The sequence below is a fragment of the Pseudomonas rubra genome, from assembly GCF_028656935.1.
Taxonomy (GTDB): Bacteria; Pseudomonadota; Gammaproteobacteria; order Pseudomonadales; family Pseudomonadaceae; genus Aquipseudomonas; species Aquipseudomonas rubra.
The window spans coordinates 60,635-76,925 of sequence record NZ_JAMDGZ010000052.1 but is presented as its reverse complement, the minus strand read 5'-3'; the positions used below and the strand labels follow the sequence as shown (position 1 = coordinate 76,925).

Annotated in this window: 9 protein-coding genes; 3 read left to right on the top strand and 6 right to left on the bottom strand. The window is 61.2% G+C overall.

Annotated features, from left to right (window positions below):
- Window positions 1–150: 150 nt before the first annotated feature.
- Window positions 151–4,827 carry a leucine-rich repeat domain-containing protein gene (locus M5G17_RS22405; protein ID WP_273895075.1) on the top strand — a complete coding sequence of 1,559 codons (4,677 nt, stop codon included), beginning with the start codon at window positions 151–153 and terminating at the stop codon, window positions 4,825–4,827.
- Window positions 4,828–4,865: 38 nt separating this feature from the next.
- Here the strand turns inward: M5G17_RS22405 and M5G17_RS22400 are convergent, their stop codons facing one another.
- From M5G17_RS22400 to M5G17_RS22385, 4 genes are all read right to left on the bottom strand, one after another.
- On the bottom strand, window positions 4,866–5,633 hold the full coding sequence (locus M5G17_RS22400; protein ID WP_273895074.1) for an SDR family oxidoreductase: 768 nt from the start codon (window positions 5,631–5,633) through the stop codon (window positions 4,866–4,868).
- Window positions 5,634–5,655: 22 nt separating this feature from the next.
- Window positions 5,656–6,723 (bottom strand): phosphotransferase family protein, encoded by a 1,068-nt coding sequence (locus tag M5G17_RS22395; protein ID WP_273895073.1) that lies wholly within the window; start codon window positions 6,721–6,723, stop codon window positions 5,656–5,658.
- A gap of 195 nt (window positions 6,724–6,918) precedes the next feature.
- Window positions 6,919–7,236, bottom strand: a complete 318-nt coding sequence (locus M5G17_RS22390; RefSeq protein ID WP_010223709.1) for an SCP2 sterol-binding domain-containing protein — start codon at window positions 7,234–7,236, stop codon at window positions 6,919–6,921.
- Between the two features lie 56 nt (window positions 7,237–7,292).
- Entirely contained in the window at window positions 7,293–8,003 is a 711-nt protein-coding gene (locus M5G17_RS22385) for a histidine phosphatase family protein (RefSeq protein WP_273895072.1), read from the bottom strand.
- Between the two features lie 196 nt (window positions 8,004–8,199).
- On the opposite strand from M5G17_RS22385, the gene sohB reads away from it, so the two are divergent.
- Both sohB and M5G17_RS22375 read left to right on the top strand, forming a co-directional pair.
- On the top strand, window positions 8,200–9,219 hold the full coding sequence (sohB, locus tag M5G17_RS22380; protein ID WP_273895071.1) for a protease SohB: 1,020 nt from the start codon (window positions 8,200–8,202) through the stop codon (window positions 9,217–9,219).
- An 86-nt stretch (window positions 9,220–9,305) separates the two neighbouring features.
- Window positions 9,306–13,946 (top strand): leucine-rich repeat domain-containing protein, encoded by a 4,641-nt coding sequence (locus M5G17_RS22375; protein WP_273895070.1) that lies wholly within the window; start codon window positions 9,306–9,308, stop codon window positions 13,944–13,946.
- A gap of 63 nt (window positions 13,947–14,009) precedes the next feature.
- Here the strand turns inward: M5G17_RS22375 and M5G17_RS22370 are convergent, their stop codons facing one another.
- Window positions 14,010–14,504: a DUF934 domain-containing protein gene (locus tag M5G17_RS22370; RefSeq protein WP_273895069.1), complete on the bottom strand. Its 495-nt coding sequence runs from the start codon at window positions 14,502–14,504 to the stop codon at window positions 14,010–14,012.
- Window positions 14,488–16,140: a nitrite/sulfite reductase gene (locus tag M5G17_RS22365; protein WP_273895068.1), complete on the bottom strand. Its 1,653-nt coding sequence runs from the start codon at window positions 16,138–16,140 to the stop codon at window positions 14,488–14,490. The genes M5G17_RS22370 and M5G17_RS22365 overlap by 17 nt, the downstream gene beginning before the upstream one ends.
- Window positions 16,141–16,291: the final 151 nt, after the last annotated feature.

Sequence of the window (16,291 nt, the reverse complement as noted above, 5' to 3'; positions counted from 1 at the left end):
GGTAACTGAAAAAGGCCATTGAGCGATTGCTCAATGGCCTTTTTTTGGCTTCACAGAGTGCCGAGGACGATCGCCATCCATACATAAGTAGCCCGTTGCAGTGCCACGAGCATGGTCAAGTGATGTTTTCCTCAACATCGAGACGTGACCATGGCCGATCCCCACTACCCACTACACGTTCCTTTCCTGCGTCAGCGCTTGCCCAACTGGGTGCGGCATGCGCACCCCGAGCAACTGGCGTCATTGCACCTGGGCCTGCTGCCGGCGCAGGAGCCGGCCTGGCTGCAACGGGCCACTCCGGCACAGCGGCAAAAACTGAACACTCTGGCAAGTGCAGCCGAGCGCAGCCGCCATGAGGCGGCGGTGGCGTTGCGCGGGCTCAAGGATATTCATGGCTTTTGCCGGCCCTTGCTGGAGGACGCCATCAAGCGCAGCCATGGCCTGACGGTTGACAGCCTGAAGCATGAGTTCATCCACCTGCGCGATGATGCCAGCCTGCGGGTTGACGCGCTGTCAGAGGTGCTGATTGCCCGGCAGCCACTACTGCAGGCAGCGCTGCAGAACTTCGAAATGGAACAGATGCACAAGCTGCGCTTCAACCGCTACAGCCAGCTGACGCCGCTGGATGCATTGCAGCCATTCCCTGCGACGGTGGACCCGCAGCGCCGCGCCAGCGACTCGATCCACTACAGCAGCACCCTGGCGCTGACGCCTGCGCAGTTTGCCAGTTTGTGTCGCTCCCTGGATTTGGGGGCGGGTTATCAGGACCACCTCACGGCGGTGTTCGAAGGGCCGTCCAGCGGGCCATTGATTCGTCGCACCTACGCCCGTGCGCACAAAGCCGAGCTGCAACTGCAGCTCAACCTGGCGCAGCTCAGGGGCGATATCGACGCCGACCTGCATGAGCGCCTCGAACGGCTACTGCAGCAGCCGACGGTTGAAGCAGGACCTTCGCTGAGCATCAGTCGCCTGGCACTGGCCGGCTTTGCTTTGGCCGACGTGCTGCTGTTTTGCGAATCGGTCGCAGGGGGCGCCATCGAGCGCTGCGTTGCCTACATCCCTGGGGACCGCCAGACGCAACTCAAGCAGTACCCTTCGCGCCGTGCTTTCGCCCAGGCATTCAAGGCACGCCTGGCGGACCCCAAGGATCAGTCGTTTATCCGCTCGTTCGTCGCCCGTAGCCAACAGGCCAGGTTTAGTCATGCGATCAGCCTGGCAGCGGCGCTGCTGGGCAGTGATGCGCTGGTCGAGCATCCGGTCACGGGCGACGTGTTCGACGCAAGTTTCAAGCTGATGCTCGCCACCACCCGGACCGAAGCCCGGGCCATTGCGGTGCCGACGGCCGAGGTCGACTATCAGGCCTGGCTCACTTCGCTTGAGCAGTACGCGGCGTTCGGCCTGAATGTCCTCAATGCTGCAGCCTTCTTCGTCCCGGCCTTGGGGCCGATCATGCTGACGATCATGGCCAGCCAGTTGATGACGGATGCCTTTGAAGGTGTCCAGGCTTGGGAAGCCGGCGATAAGGACGAGGCGCTGGCACACTTGAAATCCATTGCGCTCAATCTGGTCGTAACGGCTGGGTTGGGCGCTGCAACTATCGGCGTTTCGCGCTTGATCAGTGCGTCGCCGGTGGTGGATCGGCTGGTGGAAGTCGAACGCGCGGATGGTCAGCGGCGTTTATGGCAGCAGGACCTTGAGCCCTATCGCAGTGTCGACGATCTGCCAGCGGGCCTGGTAGCCGATACCTCTGGTGTGTATCGCCACGCTGGGCGCAGTTATGTGAAGGAGAGCGGGCACTACTACGCCCTGGTGGATGAGCAGGCGAGGCTTTGGCGCTTGCAGCACTCCACCCAGGACGAAGCCTACCAGCCGCCCTTGCAACATAATGGTCAGGGCGCCTGGCACTCGCCTCATGAGCAACCGCTGCGTTGGTCGCGCCGTCAGTTGATGCGCAGGCTCGGGCATAGCGTCGAGGCCCTGAGCGACGATGAGCTGCAGCAAGCCTGCGAGCTGACCGGCACCGATGGCGACGCCTTGCGACGCATGCATGTCGACGGCGAGCCAGTGGATCCGTTGTTGGCCGACAGCTGCGAGCGCACGCTCATTCGCAAGCAGATTGGCCAGGTCATTGAGGCAATTCGCAGCGGTACCCGCTCCACGCTGGATATGGACGTGGTTGCCGCGCTGCTGCCAGACATCCCCGGATGGCCCGAGGGGCAGCCCCTGGAGCTGTTTCAGGGGCCCGAGCCCTGGGGCTCCTCGGTAATCTACGGCGAACGCCCGGGGTTTGCCGCCACGTCAATAAAACTGACCCGCGCCGAATTGCGCAGCGGGGAATGGGCCAGGATTGTCATTGAACAACTGGACCGTCGGGCACTGACTCGTCTGTTTTCCGAACAGTTAGCGCCAAGCGGCCGGATCGAGGCACTGCGCAATCAGGTCGCCGAGCATGTTTCACGGCGTCGAGCGGCGGTATTCACCAGCCGGTACCGGGACGCAGGGGCACCATCACCCTTGCTCGACGAATTGCGTCGTCGATTCAAAACCATCGATGCCCCGCTGGCGCGCCGGCTGATCGAGCAGCTTCCGGAGGCCGCCATGGATCAGTGGAGCGAGCGCCAGCGTTTCCCTCAACGGCTCGAACGCCAGGCGCGGCGAGTAGAGGCCGAACGCCCATTGGTACGGCGCCTGGAAGGCATCGTCTGGCCAGAGCTTGCCGATCTGCAGAGCGAGAGCCTGGTCTTTGATGTGCTGCCGGAGCTTGCCGGCTGGTCGTCCGAGGTCTGCCTGCAGTTGCGTGTCGGCTCGTTGCGCGGAGTGGAGGTGATGCGTGTCGGCAATGGCCAAGGCACGGTGCAACGGGTGATCGTCCGTGAGGGCGAGGGCTATCGTGCTTACGCCAACGACCAGTCCCTGCATTCGTTGTTCGCCGAGCGGACACGCAACGATATTTTTCGCGCCATCCTGCATGCGCTGCCCGATGTCCAGCGCCGTGCCCTGGGCTTGAGCACAGGCGATGCCGAAGCGTTCAAGGTCAGGCTGTTGCACCGCATTTCAGGGCTGCGCCGGCGCTGGGTCCCTTCAACCGACAAACCACCGCGTGGTCGCTTGCGCGGTGGTGGTGATGGTACCTTCGAGCCAGGCTATGCCACCCAGAACAGTGAAGACGTGCTGATTCAAAGGCTGCGCGAGATGTTTCCAGAACTCAACGACGAGCAAGTGCTGGAAACGCTAGAGGAGTGGGGGGAGCTGGGGCGTCAACCAGCCGACATGCTGGCAGCGTTTCAGCAGGCGCTGGAGGTCCGTCAGCAGGCACTGCAGCAGTGGGCGGGGGGCATTGAAGGGCGTCAGCAGCTCTCGAGTGAAGTCCTCGCGCAATGGCGCCGCACGCGCTTGAGCAGGTTTGTGCCGGACAACCAGGATAGGGAACTGAACCTGTTGGGGCTGGGCCTGACTGGTGCTGACCTGAGCAGTTTTCCCGATCTGCAATGGGATCTGGGCCGGGTTACTGTGCTGAGCTTGGGCAATAACAGGCTCGAGAGTCTGCCAGCCAGTTTCACCAAGCACTTTCCGGGGGTGAAATACCTGTACCTGGACTGGAATCTGTTGGAAGCAATACCCACTGTGCCGAATGAGCAGCAGTTACGGGTGCTGGACATGTCCGGAAACGAGCTGCAGCAAAGCCCGGACATCTCGCGACTGTTCAATCTTCGCAGGTTGATGCTGGATAATTGCGGGTTGACCGCCATTCCCGAAAACCTGGCCAACCTGCAGCGAGCCACCCTGATCGACTTGCGCTGGAACAGCATTGCACATGTCGATGAAAATGCATTCGAGCTACCCGACCGAATCAAACGGGCGCTGGACCTGCGGGAGAACCCACTGGATGAAGACAGCAAATCGCGGATCGACAACCATTATGGTGAACATCAGATCGACCTGTTGATCAGCGATCATTATTATCAGTTCCTGTTGAGCGACGCGAACCAAGCGCAGCGTGAGCTGTGGCAGCGCTTGCGACATATCCCCGAGTGCCTGCAAACCCTGCGCAATGTGCTGGAGCTTGAACTTACCAGCGTCTACGCCCACGCGCAGGCAACGACGCTCAGGCGTGCCTGGGATATTCTCGAGATGCTTGAGCGCGACCCGTCGTTGCGGGCACCGGCTGCAGAGCAAAGCTACCTGCTGTCCATCGAAGGGCAGGCGCAGTTGAGCAGGGCCAACCAGGTCGCGCTGGGGCTGCCCCGAGCCTGCGAGCTGTTGCGCCTGGCCGTGCGGCGCAGCCGCCTGGAACATATCGGCGTGCGCTTCGATGCGACATTCCCCGATCAGCTCATGGCGGTCGAGGGTGGCGAGGGCGATGAGTACGAGGCACTCTGGGAGCATCTACTGCATGCCGTGACCCGAGATGGGACCCTTGACATTCCCCAGGCACCGCGCGATGGCGAGTTTCTCGAACCGCTGACTGGCCAACAGCTTCCAGCGGGCTTCGTCGAAGCGCTCAAGGCTGAGCTGGTTGGTCTTTCAGCCACAACGACACAAGGCCTGGAGAGTGTGCTGGGGTCGGTGGTGGACGAGAGCCTCGAAGGACGTCACTTTCGTCATGACTTCTGGGTCGAATATGCCCTCGGCCGCGCCGACAGCCCCCGTCAAGTATGGAACGAAGGGCGCCGCCAGTTGCAGGAACAGGCGCAGAGCGGGCAGATCAACGGCGAGGTCTGGTACCTGCGCTTGCGTGAATTGCAGGTTCAGTACCAAGCCAGTCTGCAACGCTGGCTGCGGCAGATGACCTATGTGGTCGCCAGCGGGCAACAATTCGAGTGGTAACAGCAATGCCCCGCGTCTGACCAGGCGCGGGGCCTATCTCATGACAGGAAGCCGCCATCCACATTCAACGCCACACCGGTGGTGTAGGTGGAGGCGTCACTGGCCAGGTACAGCACCGCACCGGCCATCTCTTTTGGATCGGCCACGCGCTTGAGCGGGATCTGCTGCAAGGCGGTGTTGAGGATCGCCTCGTTCTTGACCAGCGCCGAAGCGAACTTGGTGTCTGTCAGCCCCGGCAGCAGGGCATTGCAGCGGATACCAAACTGCGCGCACTCCTTGGCAAACACCTTGGTCATGTTGATCACCGCCGCCTTGGTCACCGAATAGATGCCCTGGAACAGGCCAGGCGACACGCCGTTGATCGACGCCACATTGATGATGCTGCCGCCACCGTTGTCACGCATCAGCTTGCCGGCTTCTACCGACATGAAGAAGTAACCGCGAATATTGACGTCGACGGTCTTCTGGAAGGCGCCAAGGTCGGTATCCAGCACATTGCAGAACTGCGGGTTGGTGGCAGCGTTGTTGACCAGGATGTCCAGGCGCCCGAACTGTTCGCGAATGCCGGCGAAGACCTGGCTGATCTGCTCCATTTCGCCGATATGGCAGGCCACCGCAGTGGCCTTGCCGCCTTGGGCGATGATCGCCTCGGCAACCTGCTGGCAGCCGTCGAGCTTGCGGCTGGAGACGATCACATGGGCGCCTTGCTGGGCCAGCAGGTGGGCGATGGCCTCGCCAATGCCGCGGCTGGCGCCAGAGACGAAGGCGACTTTGCCGTCGAGGTCGAACAGTTGGGTCTTGGACATGGTCTTTTCCTTGTTGTAACCGTCAGAGGCTGGACTTGGCGATGATTTGCAGGCTCATGTGCTCCAGCAGTGTGTTCATATGGATGAACTGGGCGAAGCGCTTGTCCTGGGTCTGGCCGTGGAAGAACCGGTAGTAGATCTGCTGGACGATGCCGGCCAGGCGGAACAGGCCGTAGGTGTAATAGAAGTCGTAGTTGTCGATCTGGATCCCGGCGCGTTCGGCGTAGTAGTCGACGAACTGCTGGCGGCTGAGCATGCCCGGGGCGTTGCTTGGCTGGCGGCGCATCAGTTGCACCGGTGCAGGGTCTGTAGCCTCGATCCAGTAGGCCAGGGTATTGCCCAGGTCCATCAGCGGATCGCCAAGGGTGGTCATTTCCCAATCCAGGACGCCGATGATACGCATGGGGTTGTCGGCATCGAGGATGACGTTGTCGAAGCGGTAGTCGTTGTGCACGATCGCAGGCTTGGGGTGATCGGCCGGCATCTTCTCGCGCAGCCAGGCGATGACCTTTTCCCAGCGTGGCGCGTCGGGAGTCAGGGCTTTTTCGTAACGGCTGGCCCAGCCTTCGATCTGGCGCTGCACGTAACCTTCAGGCTTGCCCAGGTCGCCCAGGCCGCAGGCGTTGTAGTCGACCTGGTGCAGCTCGACCAGGCGCTCGATGAAACTCTTGCACAGCGCCTCGCTGCGCGCGGCATCCAGGCCCAGTTCCGGCGGCAGGTCCGAGCGCAGGATGATGCCCTTGACCCGGTCCATCACGTAGAACTCGCCACCGATCAACGACTCATCGGTGCAATGCACGTAGGCCTTGGGGCAATAGGGGAAACCGCTATTGAGCTGGTTGAGGATGCGAAACTCACGGCCCATGTCGTGGGCCGACTTGGCCTTGTGGCCGAATGGCGGGCGGCGCAGGACAAAATCACGTTCCGGGTATTGCACCAGGTAGGTCAGGTTCGAGGCGCCACCGGGGAACTGGCTGATGTTCGGCGTGCCAGAAAGGCCGGGGATATGCGCTTTCAGGTAAGGGGCGATCACCGCGGCGTCAAGTTCTTCGCCGGGGCGGACCTGGGTGGACTGGTCGGTGAGCGTCATGCGTTTACCTTATGATAAAAGCCATAGATTATTGGCTAATCTAATTCTCGCGACCGACGCGAACAAGCCTTGCTGCAGCCTTATAGGCCAGCGTGTTGCAGGTCGATCAACGTCCCTGATGCCTGTATTTTCACCCAGGCAAAAAAAAACCGAAGCCGGCGAAGGCTTCGGTTTGGTTCGGCATCAGCGCGAGGCTCAGGCCGGGAACAGCTCGCTCAGCTTCATCGACAGCATCATGTCGCCTTCAACGCGCAGCTTGCCACCCATGAACGCCTGCATGCCGTCGGTTTCACCGCTGACGATGCCTTTGAGGGTTTCGCTGTCCAGCACCAGGGTGCAGTTGGCGTCAGCATTTTCGCCTTCCTGGATGTCGCAGGTGCCATCCTTGACGATCAGCGCGTAGTGCTTGTCTTCGTCAGTGATGTTGAAACCGAAAACCAGGTCCAGGCCGGCGGCAGCGGCTGGGTTGAACTTGGCTTGCATCGCTTTTACGGCATCAGCTACAGAAGTCATTGAGTGTTCCTTATTAAGTGATTGGCGTGACCTTGAGGGTCACAACGGGCCGGGGTTCATCGGTAGGTGATGAACTCCGGCACCTTCAACAGCTGCACATGGGCCTGGCTGTTGAAGGAAGCCAGGGCCACCTCGCGGCCACGAAACTTCAGTTGGCTGAGCGAGGTGTTGATGATCTGCCAGTTCAGCTCGAAAGCCTGGCGGGCAGTGATACGGGTAACCAGGTGGAGCAGGGCGGCGATGGTACCGCCGGAGGTAAAGATCGCAATATTGTCGCCGTTGCCGGCCTGTTGCAGCACCCGCTGCAAGGCGCCGTCGACGCGCTGGACAAATGCCTGCCAGCTTTCGCTGCCTTCGCAGGCATGCTCGCCGCCATGCCAGCGCTCGATCAGCAGGGCGAACAGGCGTTGGAACTCGCTGCGGTTGCAGGCGCCGTTGCGCAGTACCTGCAAGGCGTTGGGCTCATCCGGCAATAGGCCGGGGAGCAGGCTGCGGATGACGCCATCGGCGTCAAACTCATTGAAAGCGTTATCGGTTTCCAGTGCAGGCACTTCGCAGCCGGCGTTGTGCATGGCTGCCAGGGCCAGGCGCGCGGTGTCCTGCTGACGGCGCAGGTCGCCGGCCAGGCAGCGGTCCAGTTGCAGGCCCAGTTGCGCCAGGTGCTCGCCCAAGGCCTGGCTCTGGCGGATGCCGACGGGGGAGAGGACGTCGTAGTCGTCTGCACCAAATGAAGCCTGGCCATGTCGAATCAGGTAGATACTGCCCACGTCGTCCGCCTGCACTAAGGATGAGCCGAGGTTAGGTTGCCGTCGACAGGCTGTCAACGAAAAAACATACAAGCGTTTGAAAAGGGCGTTTGAACTGCATTGCTGGAGATTTCCTACGCTGGCAGGGGCAAGGCCGCCTCGGTATGCTTGACTATCGGTTCGCGCCGTATCGGCGCCGGCATGTTAAGGAGTTACTGTGGAGTTTCTTGCAGAGTACGCAAGCTTTCTCGCCAAGACCGCGACCCTGGTGATCGCGATTCTGATTGTCCTCTCGGCGATCGCCGGTTTGCGCGGCAAGGGCCGGCGCAAGGGCAGCGGGCAGTTGCAGGTCAACAAGCTCAACGAGTTCTACAAGGATTTGCGCGAGCGCCTTGAAGGCAGCCTGCTGGACAAGGCGCAGCTCAAGGTCCTGCGCAAGCAGCAGGCCAAGGCGCAAAAGCAGCAGAAGAAAAAGCCCGAAGAAAAACGTCGGGTGTTCGTGCTCGACTTCGATGGCGACATCAAGGCGTCGGCCACTGAGAGCCTGCGCCATGAAATCACCGCCGTGCTGAGCCTGGCCACGGCCCAGGACGAAGTGGTGCTGCGCCTTGAGAGCGGCGGCGGCATGGTCCACAGCTACGGCCTGGCCGCCTCGCAACTGGCGCGTATTCGCCAGGCCGGGGTGCCGCTGACCGTGTGCATCGACAAGGTCGCCGCCAGTGGCGGTTACATGATGGCCTGCATCGGCGACAAGATTGTCAGCGCGCCGTTTGCCATCCTCGGCTCGATTGGCGTGGTGGCACAACTGCCCAACGTCAACCGACTGCTGAAAAAGCACGACGTTGATTTCGAGGTGTTCACCGCCGGCGAATACAAGCGCACTGTGACCGTGTTCGGCGAGAACACCGAGAAGGGCCGGGAGAAGTTCCAGGAAGACCTGGACATCACCCACCAGTTGTTCAAGGACTTTGTCTCGCGCTATCGCCCACAGCTGCACATCGATGAGGTGGCCACTGGTGAAGTCTGGCTCGGCGTTGCCGCGCTGAACAAGCAACTGGTCGATCAACTGATGACCAGCGACGAGTACCTGAGCCAGTGCGCCGCACAAGCCAATCTTTACCACTTGCATTTTGCCGAACGCAAAAGCTTGCAGGAACGTGTAGGTCTGGCGGCCAGCGGTACGATCGAAAAGACCTTGCTGGGGCTCTGGAGCAAGCTGGGACAGTGGCGGGTGTGACCACCAGGCCCTTGATATTTATGTAGTGCCCAAGGTGATCTGCCGGGTGATGGACTCAAGGTTCCATTCCACCACCCGAGCACACCATGACTGACACCCTGCCATCTGCACGTATCCAGCAGGCCTTTGACCTGAAGCGGCAACTGCCGGACTGGATCAGCCATAGCAGCCCCGAGGCCATCGAAGCGCTGCATCGCTATCAACTGCCACCTGCTGCATCCCCGAGCGCAACAGATCCATTGCTGGTCAAGACGCTGCAGGACAGTCGCCTGCACAGCCAGGCGTCAATGCGGGTCGCGGCCAGGCTGCTCAAGCCGCTCAAGGGCATCACCGAGTTTGCCGAGCCGCTGCTGGTCGCCGAGATCGAAAAGCGCTTCAAGCAGCGTATCAGCGTCACCGAGAACGAGCTGGTACACCTGCGCGACGACGCCGGCTTGCGCGAGGATCGGCTCGATGCCGTGCTAATCTCGCGACAAACGCTGTTGCAGGCGGCGCTGCAGAACTTCACTGAACTCGAGGCCACGCTCTTTCGGTTCGATCACTACAGCAAGCTGGCGCCTCGTGGCGCCTTGCAGCCGTTTCCCGAATCAGCCGAACCTGGCAGGTTTGCCAGTCAGTCCATCCGCTGGTCGAGCACTTTATCGATTACGCCTCATGCGTTTGCCCTGATGTGCCGGGAGCTGGATATCGGCAAGCAATATGCTGCCCACCTCGCCGCGGTCTATCAGGCGTCCACCTCCCAGGTGTCGTTGCAGCAGGCTTGGGTCGCGGCTGCTCGTGACTACATGGCGGTCAAGGTGCATGAGGCGCGTATCGCAAGGCACTTGAGTGAACCGGCCTACCGAATGCTAGGTGCCCTGATCGAGCAGTCGCACAGCGCAAGTCCGACTCAGCCGGTGCAGGTGGATAAGGTTCCTGGGCTGATAAAAAGTGGTTTCGACGGGGCGCGCTGTTACTGGCTGGATGTGTTCGGTACGACCTTGGGTGGCGGCTTCATGGTGATCAGCCCGGAGCCTGTCAATGCCTCTGTCGAGGTGCCCCTGGTGGTTTACATGCCCGGGGCGGATACACCTGTGCAGCAGTTTGACTCCTACGCCGAATTTAACGTGCACTTGCAAGAGCGCCTGCAGGACAAGGACTTCAGGCGCTACTTCAGCCAGTTTTTCAGCCGCCGTACGCAAGCGCAGGTCTTCGCAAAGTTGCTCAGTGCCGAGCAATGGCGCGCGCAGCCACCACAGCTGGTTGAGGTGCGGCGGGAGGTATTCAACCTGTTGTTCGAGGCCTCCGTCGACAGAGCCAAAGACGATGCTCGGGTGTTGGCCGTACCCACCGAGGCGGTTGACCGTGAAGCGTGGCTGGCGGACCTTGAGCATTATCGGGACTTGGGCTTGAGCATGCTCAATGTGGCGGCGTTTTTCGTGCCGGGCTTGGGCGAAGTGCTGATGGTGAGCCAGGGTGCTCAACTGGTGGGCGACATCTTTCACGGCATCCATGCCTGGGAAGATGGCGACCGCCGTGAGGCGCTGGAACACCTCAAGTCGGTGGGGGTTAACCTGGCTATCGCCGCTGGCCTTGGGGTGGTCGGTACGCGAGTGGCAACGGCCCTCAATCCGCCGGCACTGGTTGAGAGCCTGGTACCGATTGAGCTGGCGCAAGGGCCGCGGCGGCTGTGGCAGCCTGATCTTGCCAGCTATCGACAGGACATCGAGTTACCGTCTGAGCTTGCGCCAAATGCCGAGGGACAGTACCGCGTTGACAACAAACAGTACATTCGCGTGGGTGAAGGTGTGTTCGAACAGTATCGCCCGCAACCCAGCCAGCCCTGGCGCCTGAAAGATCCACACGAACGAGGCTACGAGCCGCCGCTTGCGCATAACGGCCAGGGCGCCTGGCGCTTGCTCGACGAGCAGCCCTTGAACTGGAGCCGCCGCCAGTTGCTGCGGCGCCTGGGGCACCGCACTTCGGGGTTGAGCGATGAGCAGCTTGAACAAGCCTTGCAGATCAGCGGTGTTGAGGAGAGCCGTTTGCGTCAGTTGCATGTTGACAACCAACCACTGCCGACACTGCTGGCAGACTCGCTTGAGCGGATGAAGCTCGAGGCTCAGGTGCGCCAACTGGTTCTCGCCACTGAAAATGGCAGCCCGATTACGCGCCGCATGGCGTTTGCCCCCTCCGTGGCCCCGTCACTGGCCGGTTGGCCGGCCGGGCGTAGCCTGGAGGTGTACGAAGGGCCGGCACTTTCCGGTGAAAAAGTGGCCCGCTACCCAGGGCGCGGCCCGGATACCCGCAACCCGATAAAAGTGCAGATAGCCGACCTGACCTCTGGCAATCTGGTAGAGGTGCTGCTCAAGCAGCTGACGCCTGCGGAAATCGATGTGCTGCTGGGGGGCGCCGTCGAGCCAGGTGCGCGTGTCGCGATGCTGCGCACCTTGCTGGCCAAGGAGGTCGAGCGCAGCAGTCGTTCAATCTTTGATTCGCTTTACAGCAGCATGGCTCAAACCAAGGCTAATGCCGAACTGCTTCTGGCCCGAGCCTATGAAGGGCTGTACCTGCCAAGGCTGGCCTCCACCGAAAGTGATCGATTGTTGCTGGCCTGCCTGCAGCGGCTCGACGGGTGGTCGGCGCGCGTGAGCCTGGTGCTACGAGGCGATACCCTGTCTGGCCCGGTGCTGGGGCAAGTGGGTTTAGCTGGCGTGAAGATCCGGCGTGTGCTAGTCAAGGAGGCCGGTGGCTACCGTGCCTATGAGGGCAACAGCGCGCTGCATTCGCTATCTGCCACAAGGGCTGAAAACAGCCTGTACAACGCCGTTCTACATGCCTTGCCGGATGCGCAACGCGAGGCGCTCGGGCTAGGCATTCATGAGCATGTTGCCCTGCGTGAGCGAGTGCTCACCTTGGCCAGTGCCAACCGTGAGCACGCGGCGAACTGGCTGTACGGGCCGCAGGCGCACAGGGCGCAAGCGCCGCAGGGTCGTTTGCTCGGCGGCGGTAATCTGCAAGGGCGCGTTGCCGCCTATTTGCCGGCGCCGTTGAGGGAGTCTTATGCCTACCGACAACACCGCAGCCTGTTCCCGGCAATGAGCGAGCAGGCGCGCCAGGCTGAGTTTAGCGCCTGGGACGCCGCTGGCATCGTCCCGATCGAAAGGATCAACGCCCTGCAAGCCGAGTACAGCAAGCTCGATGCCGACCTATCAGGCTGGGCGGCCAGTGAATCGCTGCGCGCTAAGGTGGCTGAGCGTGTTCGCCTGGCTTGGCAACGGGTGGTAGTGCTTGAGGACGAGGTGGGCATCGCGCCTATGCTCGATCTTTCAGGCTTTGGCTTGTACGACAGCAACTTTAGTGATTTTCCGCTGCTCGAGGCGTCCTTCGACCATGTACGAGGCATCGACCTGGAAGGCAACAACCTGACTGAGCTGCCCAGCCGGTTGATCAGCCGCTTCAAGAAGTTGCGCATGCTGTCCGCCTCAGCAAACGATCTGACGGTGATGCCGCTGCTGGTTGAGCCATCTGAGCTAACCTTTATCGACTTGAGCAACAACCGGATTGAACTGACGGCAGCGGGGCAAAACTGGCTGAACAGCTGTACCCGCCTCAAGGTCATGGGGCTTAGCGGAAATCCATTGGGTGAGACCCTCGACCTATCACGTTTGCCAGCCCTGCAGACCCTGGGGCTCTCTGGTTGTGAGCTGGTCAGTTTGCCCGCGGGATTGCTCCGGCTCACCGATCTGCAGGGCGCCGCGTTGAGCAATAACCGCATCGCGCAACTGCCTGAAAGCCTGCTGGACATGCCCGCGGATCTGGGGCGTGCGCTGGATCTGCGCGAGAATCCGCTGGATGAGCAAGCCCAGGCCCTGGTGGAAAGTTACTACGACAGCACTGGTGTGGATCTGCAAGCAGCCGCTGGCGATAACCCGCTGGCGTTTACCGATGAGCAAGCCTTGCTGCGCTGGAGACAATTGCGTACCTCAGGCTCGCGCGCCTTTTTCAGTGAGCTTGCCAGCTTGAGCGAAACGGATGGATTTCTTGTAGCCGCCGCTACGCTGCGGCGACGGGTCGATGAAGTGTTGCTGTGGTTGCAGCAGGCGAACACCCCGCGTGCTGAAATTTTCGCCGAGCGCAACCCGCAGTTTTCTGCCATCGAGCGCAGGATGCGTGTTGCAACCCTAAAGGCGCAGCGCCCGCTCGCCGAACACAATCGTGAGTTGCTGCAATTGGTTACCGGTTGGTCACGCCAGGTGTTTGCCGAAGACTATATCGAGCAGGTGGTGCTACACGACTATACGCGGTCAGCGGACTATCCTCTGACCTTCGAGGTGCTACTGCAGAGCGGGCTTTCATCGGCCAGTACCGACGAATCATTGCTGATGGTGGAGGCGCCGCGTTACCCGGATGAACCGATTGATATCAGGCTGGCGGACCCGGCGGCCTACGACTTGATGGGGGCGCGTGTCGAGGCGTTTGTCGAAGCGTTGCGTGCAGAGGATGCCGGTTCACCGCAAGGGTTGAGCGCCATCATTGGCAACGATCACTGGATTCGCCATCTCAGGACCCTGGATCCACGTTTTGCCAAATGGGACAGTGAGCTCGAGGTGCTGGATGAGCAGGTGCTCGATGAGGAAATCAATGAAGGGCAGTACAAGGAGAGGGCAGAGGCAATCCAGCAGCAGTTCATGGCATTGAAAGAAAGCCTGACGCAGCAGATATTCCAGCAGTCCCGGCAACCTTGAGCAATCGCGGTGCAAACCCGCTCCCACCAATGCCTGTGGGAGCGGGCTTGCCCCGCGATGGGTTTAGCGCCGACGGAACAGCGGTTGCGGTTCGTCGGTGGCGGCCTGGTAGGTCACTGAAAAATCTTTCAGGCTTTCCAGCGCTTCGACCGGATCCTTGTCGGCGCGCAGTGCGAAGGCGTCGAAACCGCAGCGTTTCATGTAAAACAGCTGGTCACGCAGCACGTCGCCAATGGCGCGCAGCTCGCCGGTGAACTTGTAGCGGTCACGCAGCAGGCGCGCATTGGAATAGTTGCGCCCGTCGGTGAAGGCCGGGAAGTTCAGGGCGATCACCTGGAAGTGAGCAACATCGTCACCGATTTCTTCGGCTTCTTCGTCAGCATCCAGCCAGACACCCAGGCCGCCGTCGCGGGCCTTGAGCATATGGCCGTGTTCGCGCCACAGTTGCAGCGGCACGATGTAGTCGTCGCAATTGGTCACTTCGTCGATGCTGAAGTCCTTGGGCAGCAGGTGCCAGGTCTCGTCGACGATCTGGTTGTTCTTAATGATTCGCTGCATAGACGCGTTCCTTGAATGGGTCGATGCCAATACGCTGGTAGGTGTCGATGAAGCGCTCGTCTTCGGTACGTTTTTCAACGTAGACGTCGATCAGCTTGGAGATCACATCCGGCATGGCGTCCTGGGCAAAGGACGGGCCGAGGATCTTGCCCAGGCTAGCATCGCGGCTGGCGCTGCCACCCAGGGACACCTGGTAGAACTCTTCGCCTTTCTTGTCCACCCCGAGGATGCCGATATGGCCGACATGGTGGTGGCCACAGGCGTTCATGCAACCGGAGATGTTCAGGTCCAGCTCACCGATGTCGAACAGGTAGTCCAAATCGTCGAAACGGCGCTGGATGGACTCGGCAATCGGGATCGACTTGGCGTTGGCCAGGGAGCAGAAGTCACCGCCCGGGCAGCAGATGATGTCGGTCAGCAGGCCGATGTTCGGCGTGGCCAGGCCGTTCTCGCGTAGCTCCAGCCACAGGGCATGCAACTGGCCCTGCTCGACGTCGGCGAGAATGATGTTCTGCTCGTGGGAGGTGCGCAGCTGGCCGAAGCTGTAACGCTCGGCAAGGTCGGCGACGATATCCAGCTGCTTGTCGGTCAGGTCGCCTGGCGCCACGCCGGTAGGCTTGAGCGACAGGGTCACGGCCACATAGCCGGGCTTTTTGTGCGCCAGCACGTTGCGCGTGCGCCAGCGGGCAAAGCCTGGGTGCTGTTGTTCCAGTTCGCTGAAGTCGAGGTTGCCCAGGCCCTTGTAGTCCGGGTCGACGAAGTGCTTGGCCACCCGGTGTACTTCGGCTTCGGTCAGGGTGCTGCTGCCGCCGCGCAGGTAGACCATTTCGGCCTCGACCTTCTCGGCAAACACTTCAGGGGTGAGCGCCTTGACCAGGATCTTGATCCGCGCCTTGTACTTGTTGTCGCGACGGCCATAGCGGTTGTACACCCGCAGGATCGCGTCTAGGTAGCTGAGCAGGTCCTGCCAGGGCAGGAACTCGTTGATGAAGGCGCCGACCACCGGGGTGCGGCCCAGGCCACCGCCGACCAGCACACGAAAGCCCAACTCGCCGGCTGGGTTGTACACCGGCTCAAGGCCGATATCGTGCACTTCGATGGCCGCGCGGTCGCTGCTCGAGCCATTGATGGCGATCTTGAACTTGCGCGGCAGGTAGGCGAATTCCGGGTGGAAGGTGGTCCACTGGCGGACGATCTCGCACCATGGGCGCGGGTCGATCACTTCATCGGCCGCAACCCCTGCGAACTGGTCGGTGGTGACGTTGCGCAGGCAGTTGCCGCTGGTCTGGATCGCGTGCATCTGCACCGTGGCGAGCTCTGCGAGGATCTCGGGGATGTCTTCCAGGGCCGGCCAATTGTACTGCACGTTCTGCCGGGTACTGATGTGGGCGTAGCCCTTGTCGTAGTCGCGCGCGATCTTCGCCAGCATCCGTGTCTGGCGCGAGGTCAGCTGGCCATAGGGCACGGCGACCCGCAACATCGGGGCAAAACGTTGAATATAGAGGCCATTTTGCAGGCGCAGGGGGCGGAACTCTTCTTCGCTCAGTTCACCGGCCAGGTAGCGGCGGGTCTGATCACGGAACTGCTTGACGCGGTCCTCGATGATCCGCTGATCGTACTCGTCGTATACGTACATAGGGGTCCTGTTCTCAAGCTGCTTGCAGCTAATCGCGCGCACGGCCGCGCACTCCGATGCGGAGCCGAGGAAAGATAGCAGTTTGCGTTTATGCGCAAAAGTGATGTTTTTGCATATGAAAAGAACCATTTGGACTAAGTGAGATTGACTG

Bases quoted from the DNA above. Each gene is read 5' to 3' on its own strand.
- M5G17_RS22395 (WP_273895073.1), bottom strand. From the start codon at position 6,723: ATGACGCTCACCGACCAGTCCACCCAGGTCCGCCCCGGCGAAGAACTT.
- M5G17_RS22370 (WP_273895069.1), bottom strand. From the start codon at position 14,504: ATGCAGCGAATCATTAAGAACAACCAGATCGTCGACGAGACCTGGCAC.
- M5G17_RS22400 (WP_273895074.1), bottom strand. From the start codon at position 5,633: ATGTCCAAGACCCAACTGTTCGACCTCGACGGCAAAGTCGCCTTCGTC.
- M5G17_RS22365 (WP_273895068.1), bottom strand. From the start codon at position 16,140: ATGTACGTATACGACGAGTACGATCAGCGGATCATCGAGGACCGCGTC.
- M5G17_RS22390 (WP_010223709.1), bottom strand. From the start codon at position 7,236: ATGACTTCTGTAGCTGATGCCGTAAAAGCGATGCAAGCCAAGTTCAAC.
- M5G17_RS22375 (WP_273895070.1), top strand. From the start codon at position 9,306: ATGACTGACACCCTGCCATCTGCACGTATCCAGCAGGCCTTTGACCTG.
- M5G17_RS22405 (WP_273895075.1), top strand. From the start codon at position 151: ATGGCCGATCCCCACTACCCACTACACGTTCCTTTCCTGCGTCAGCGC.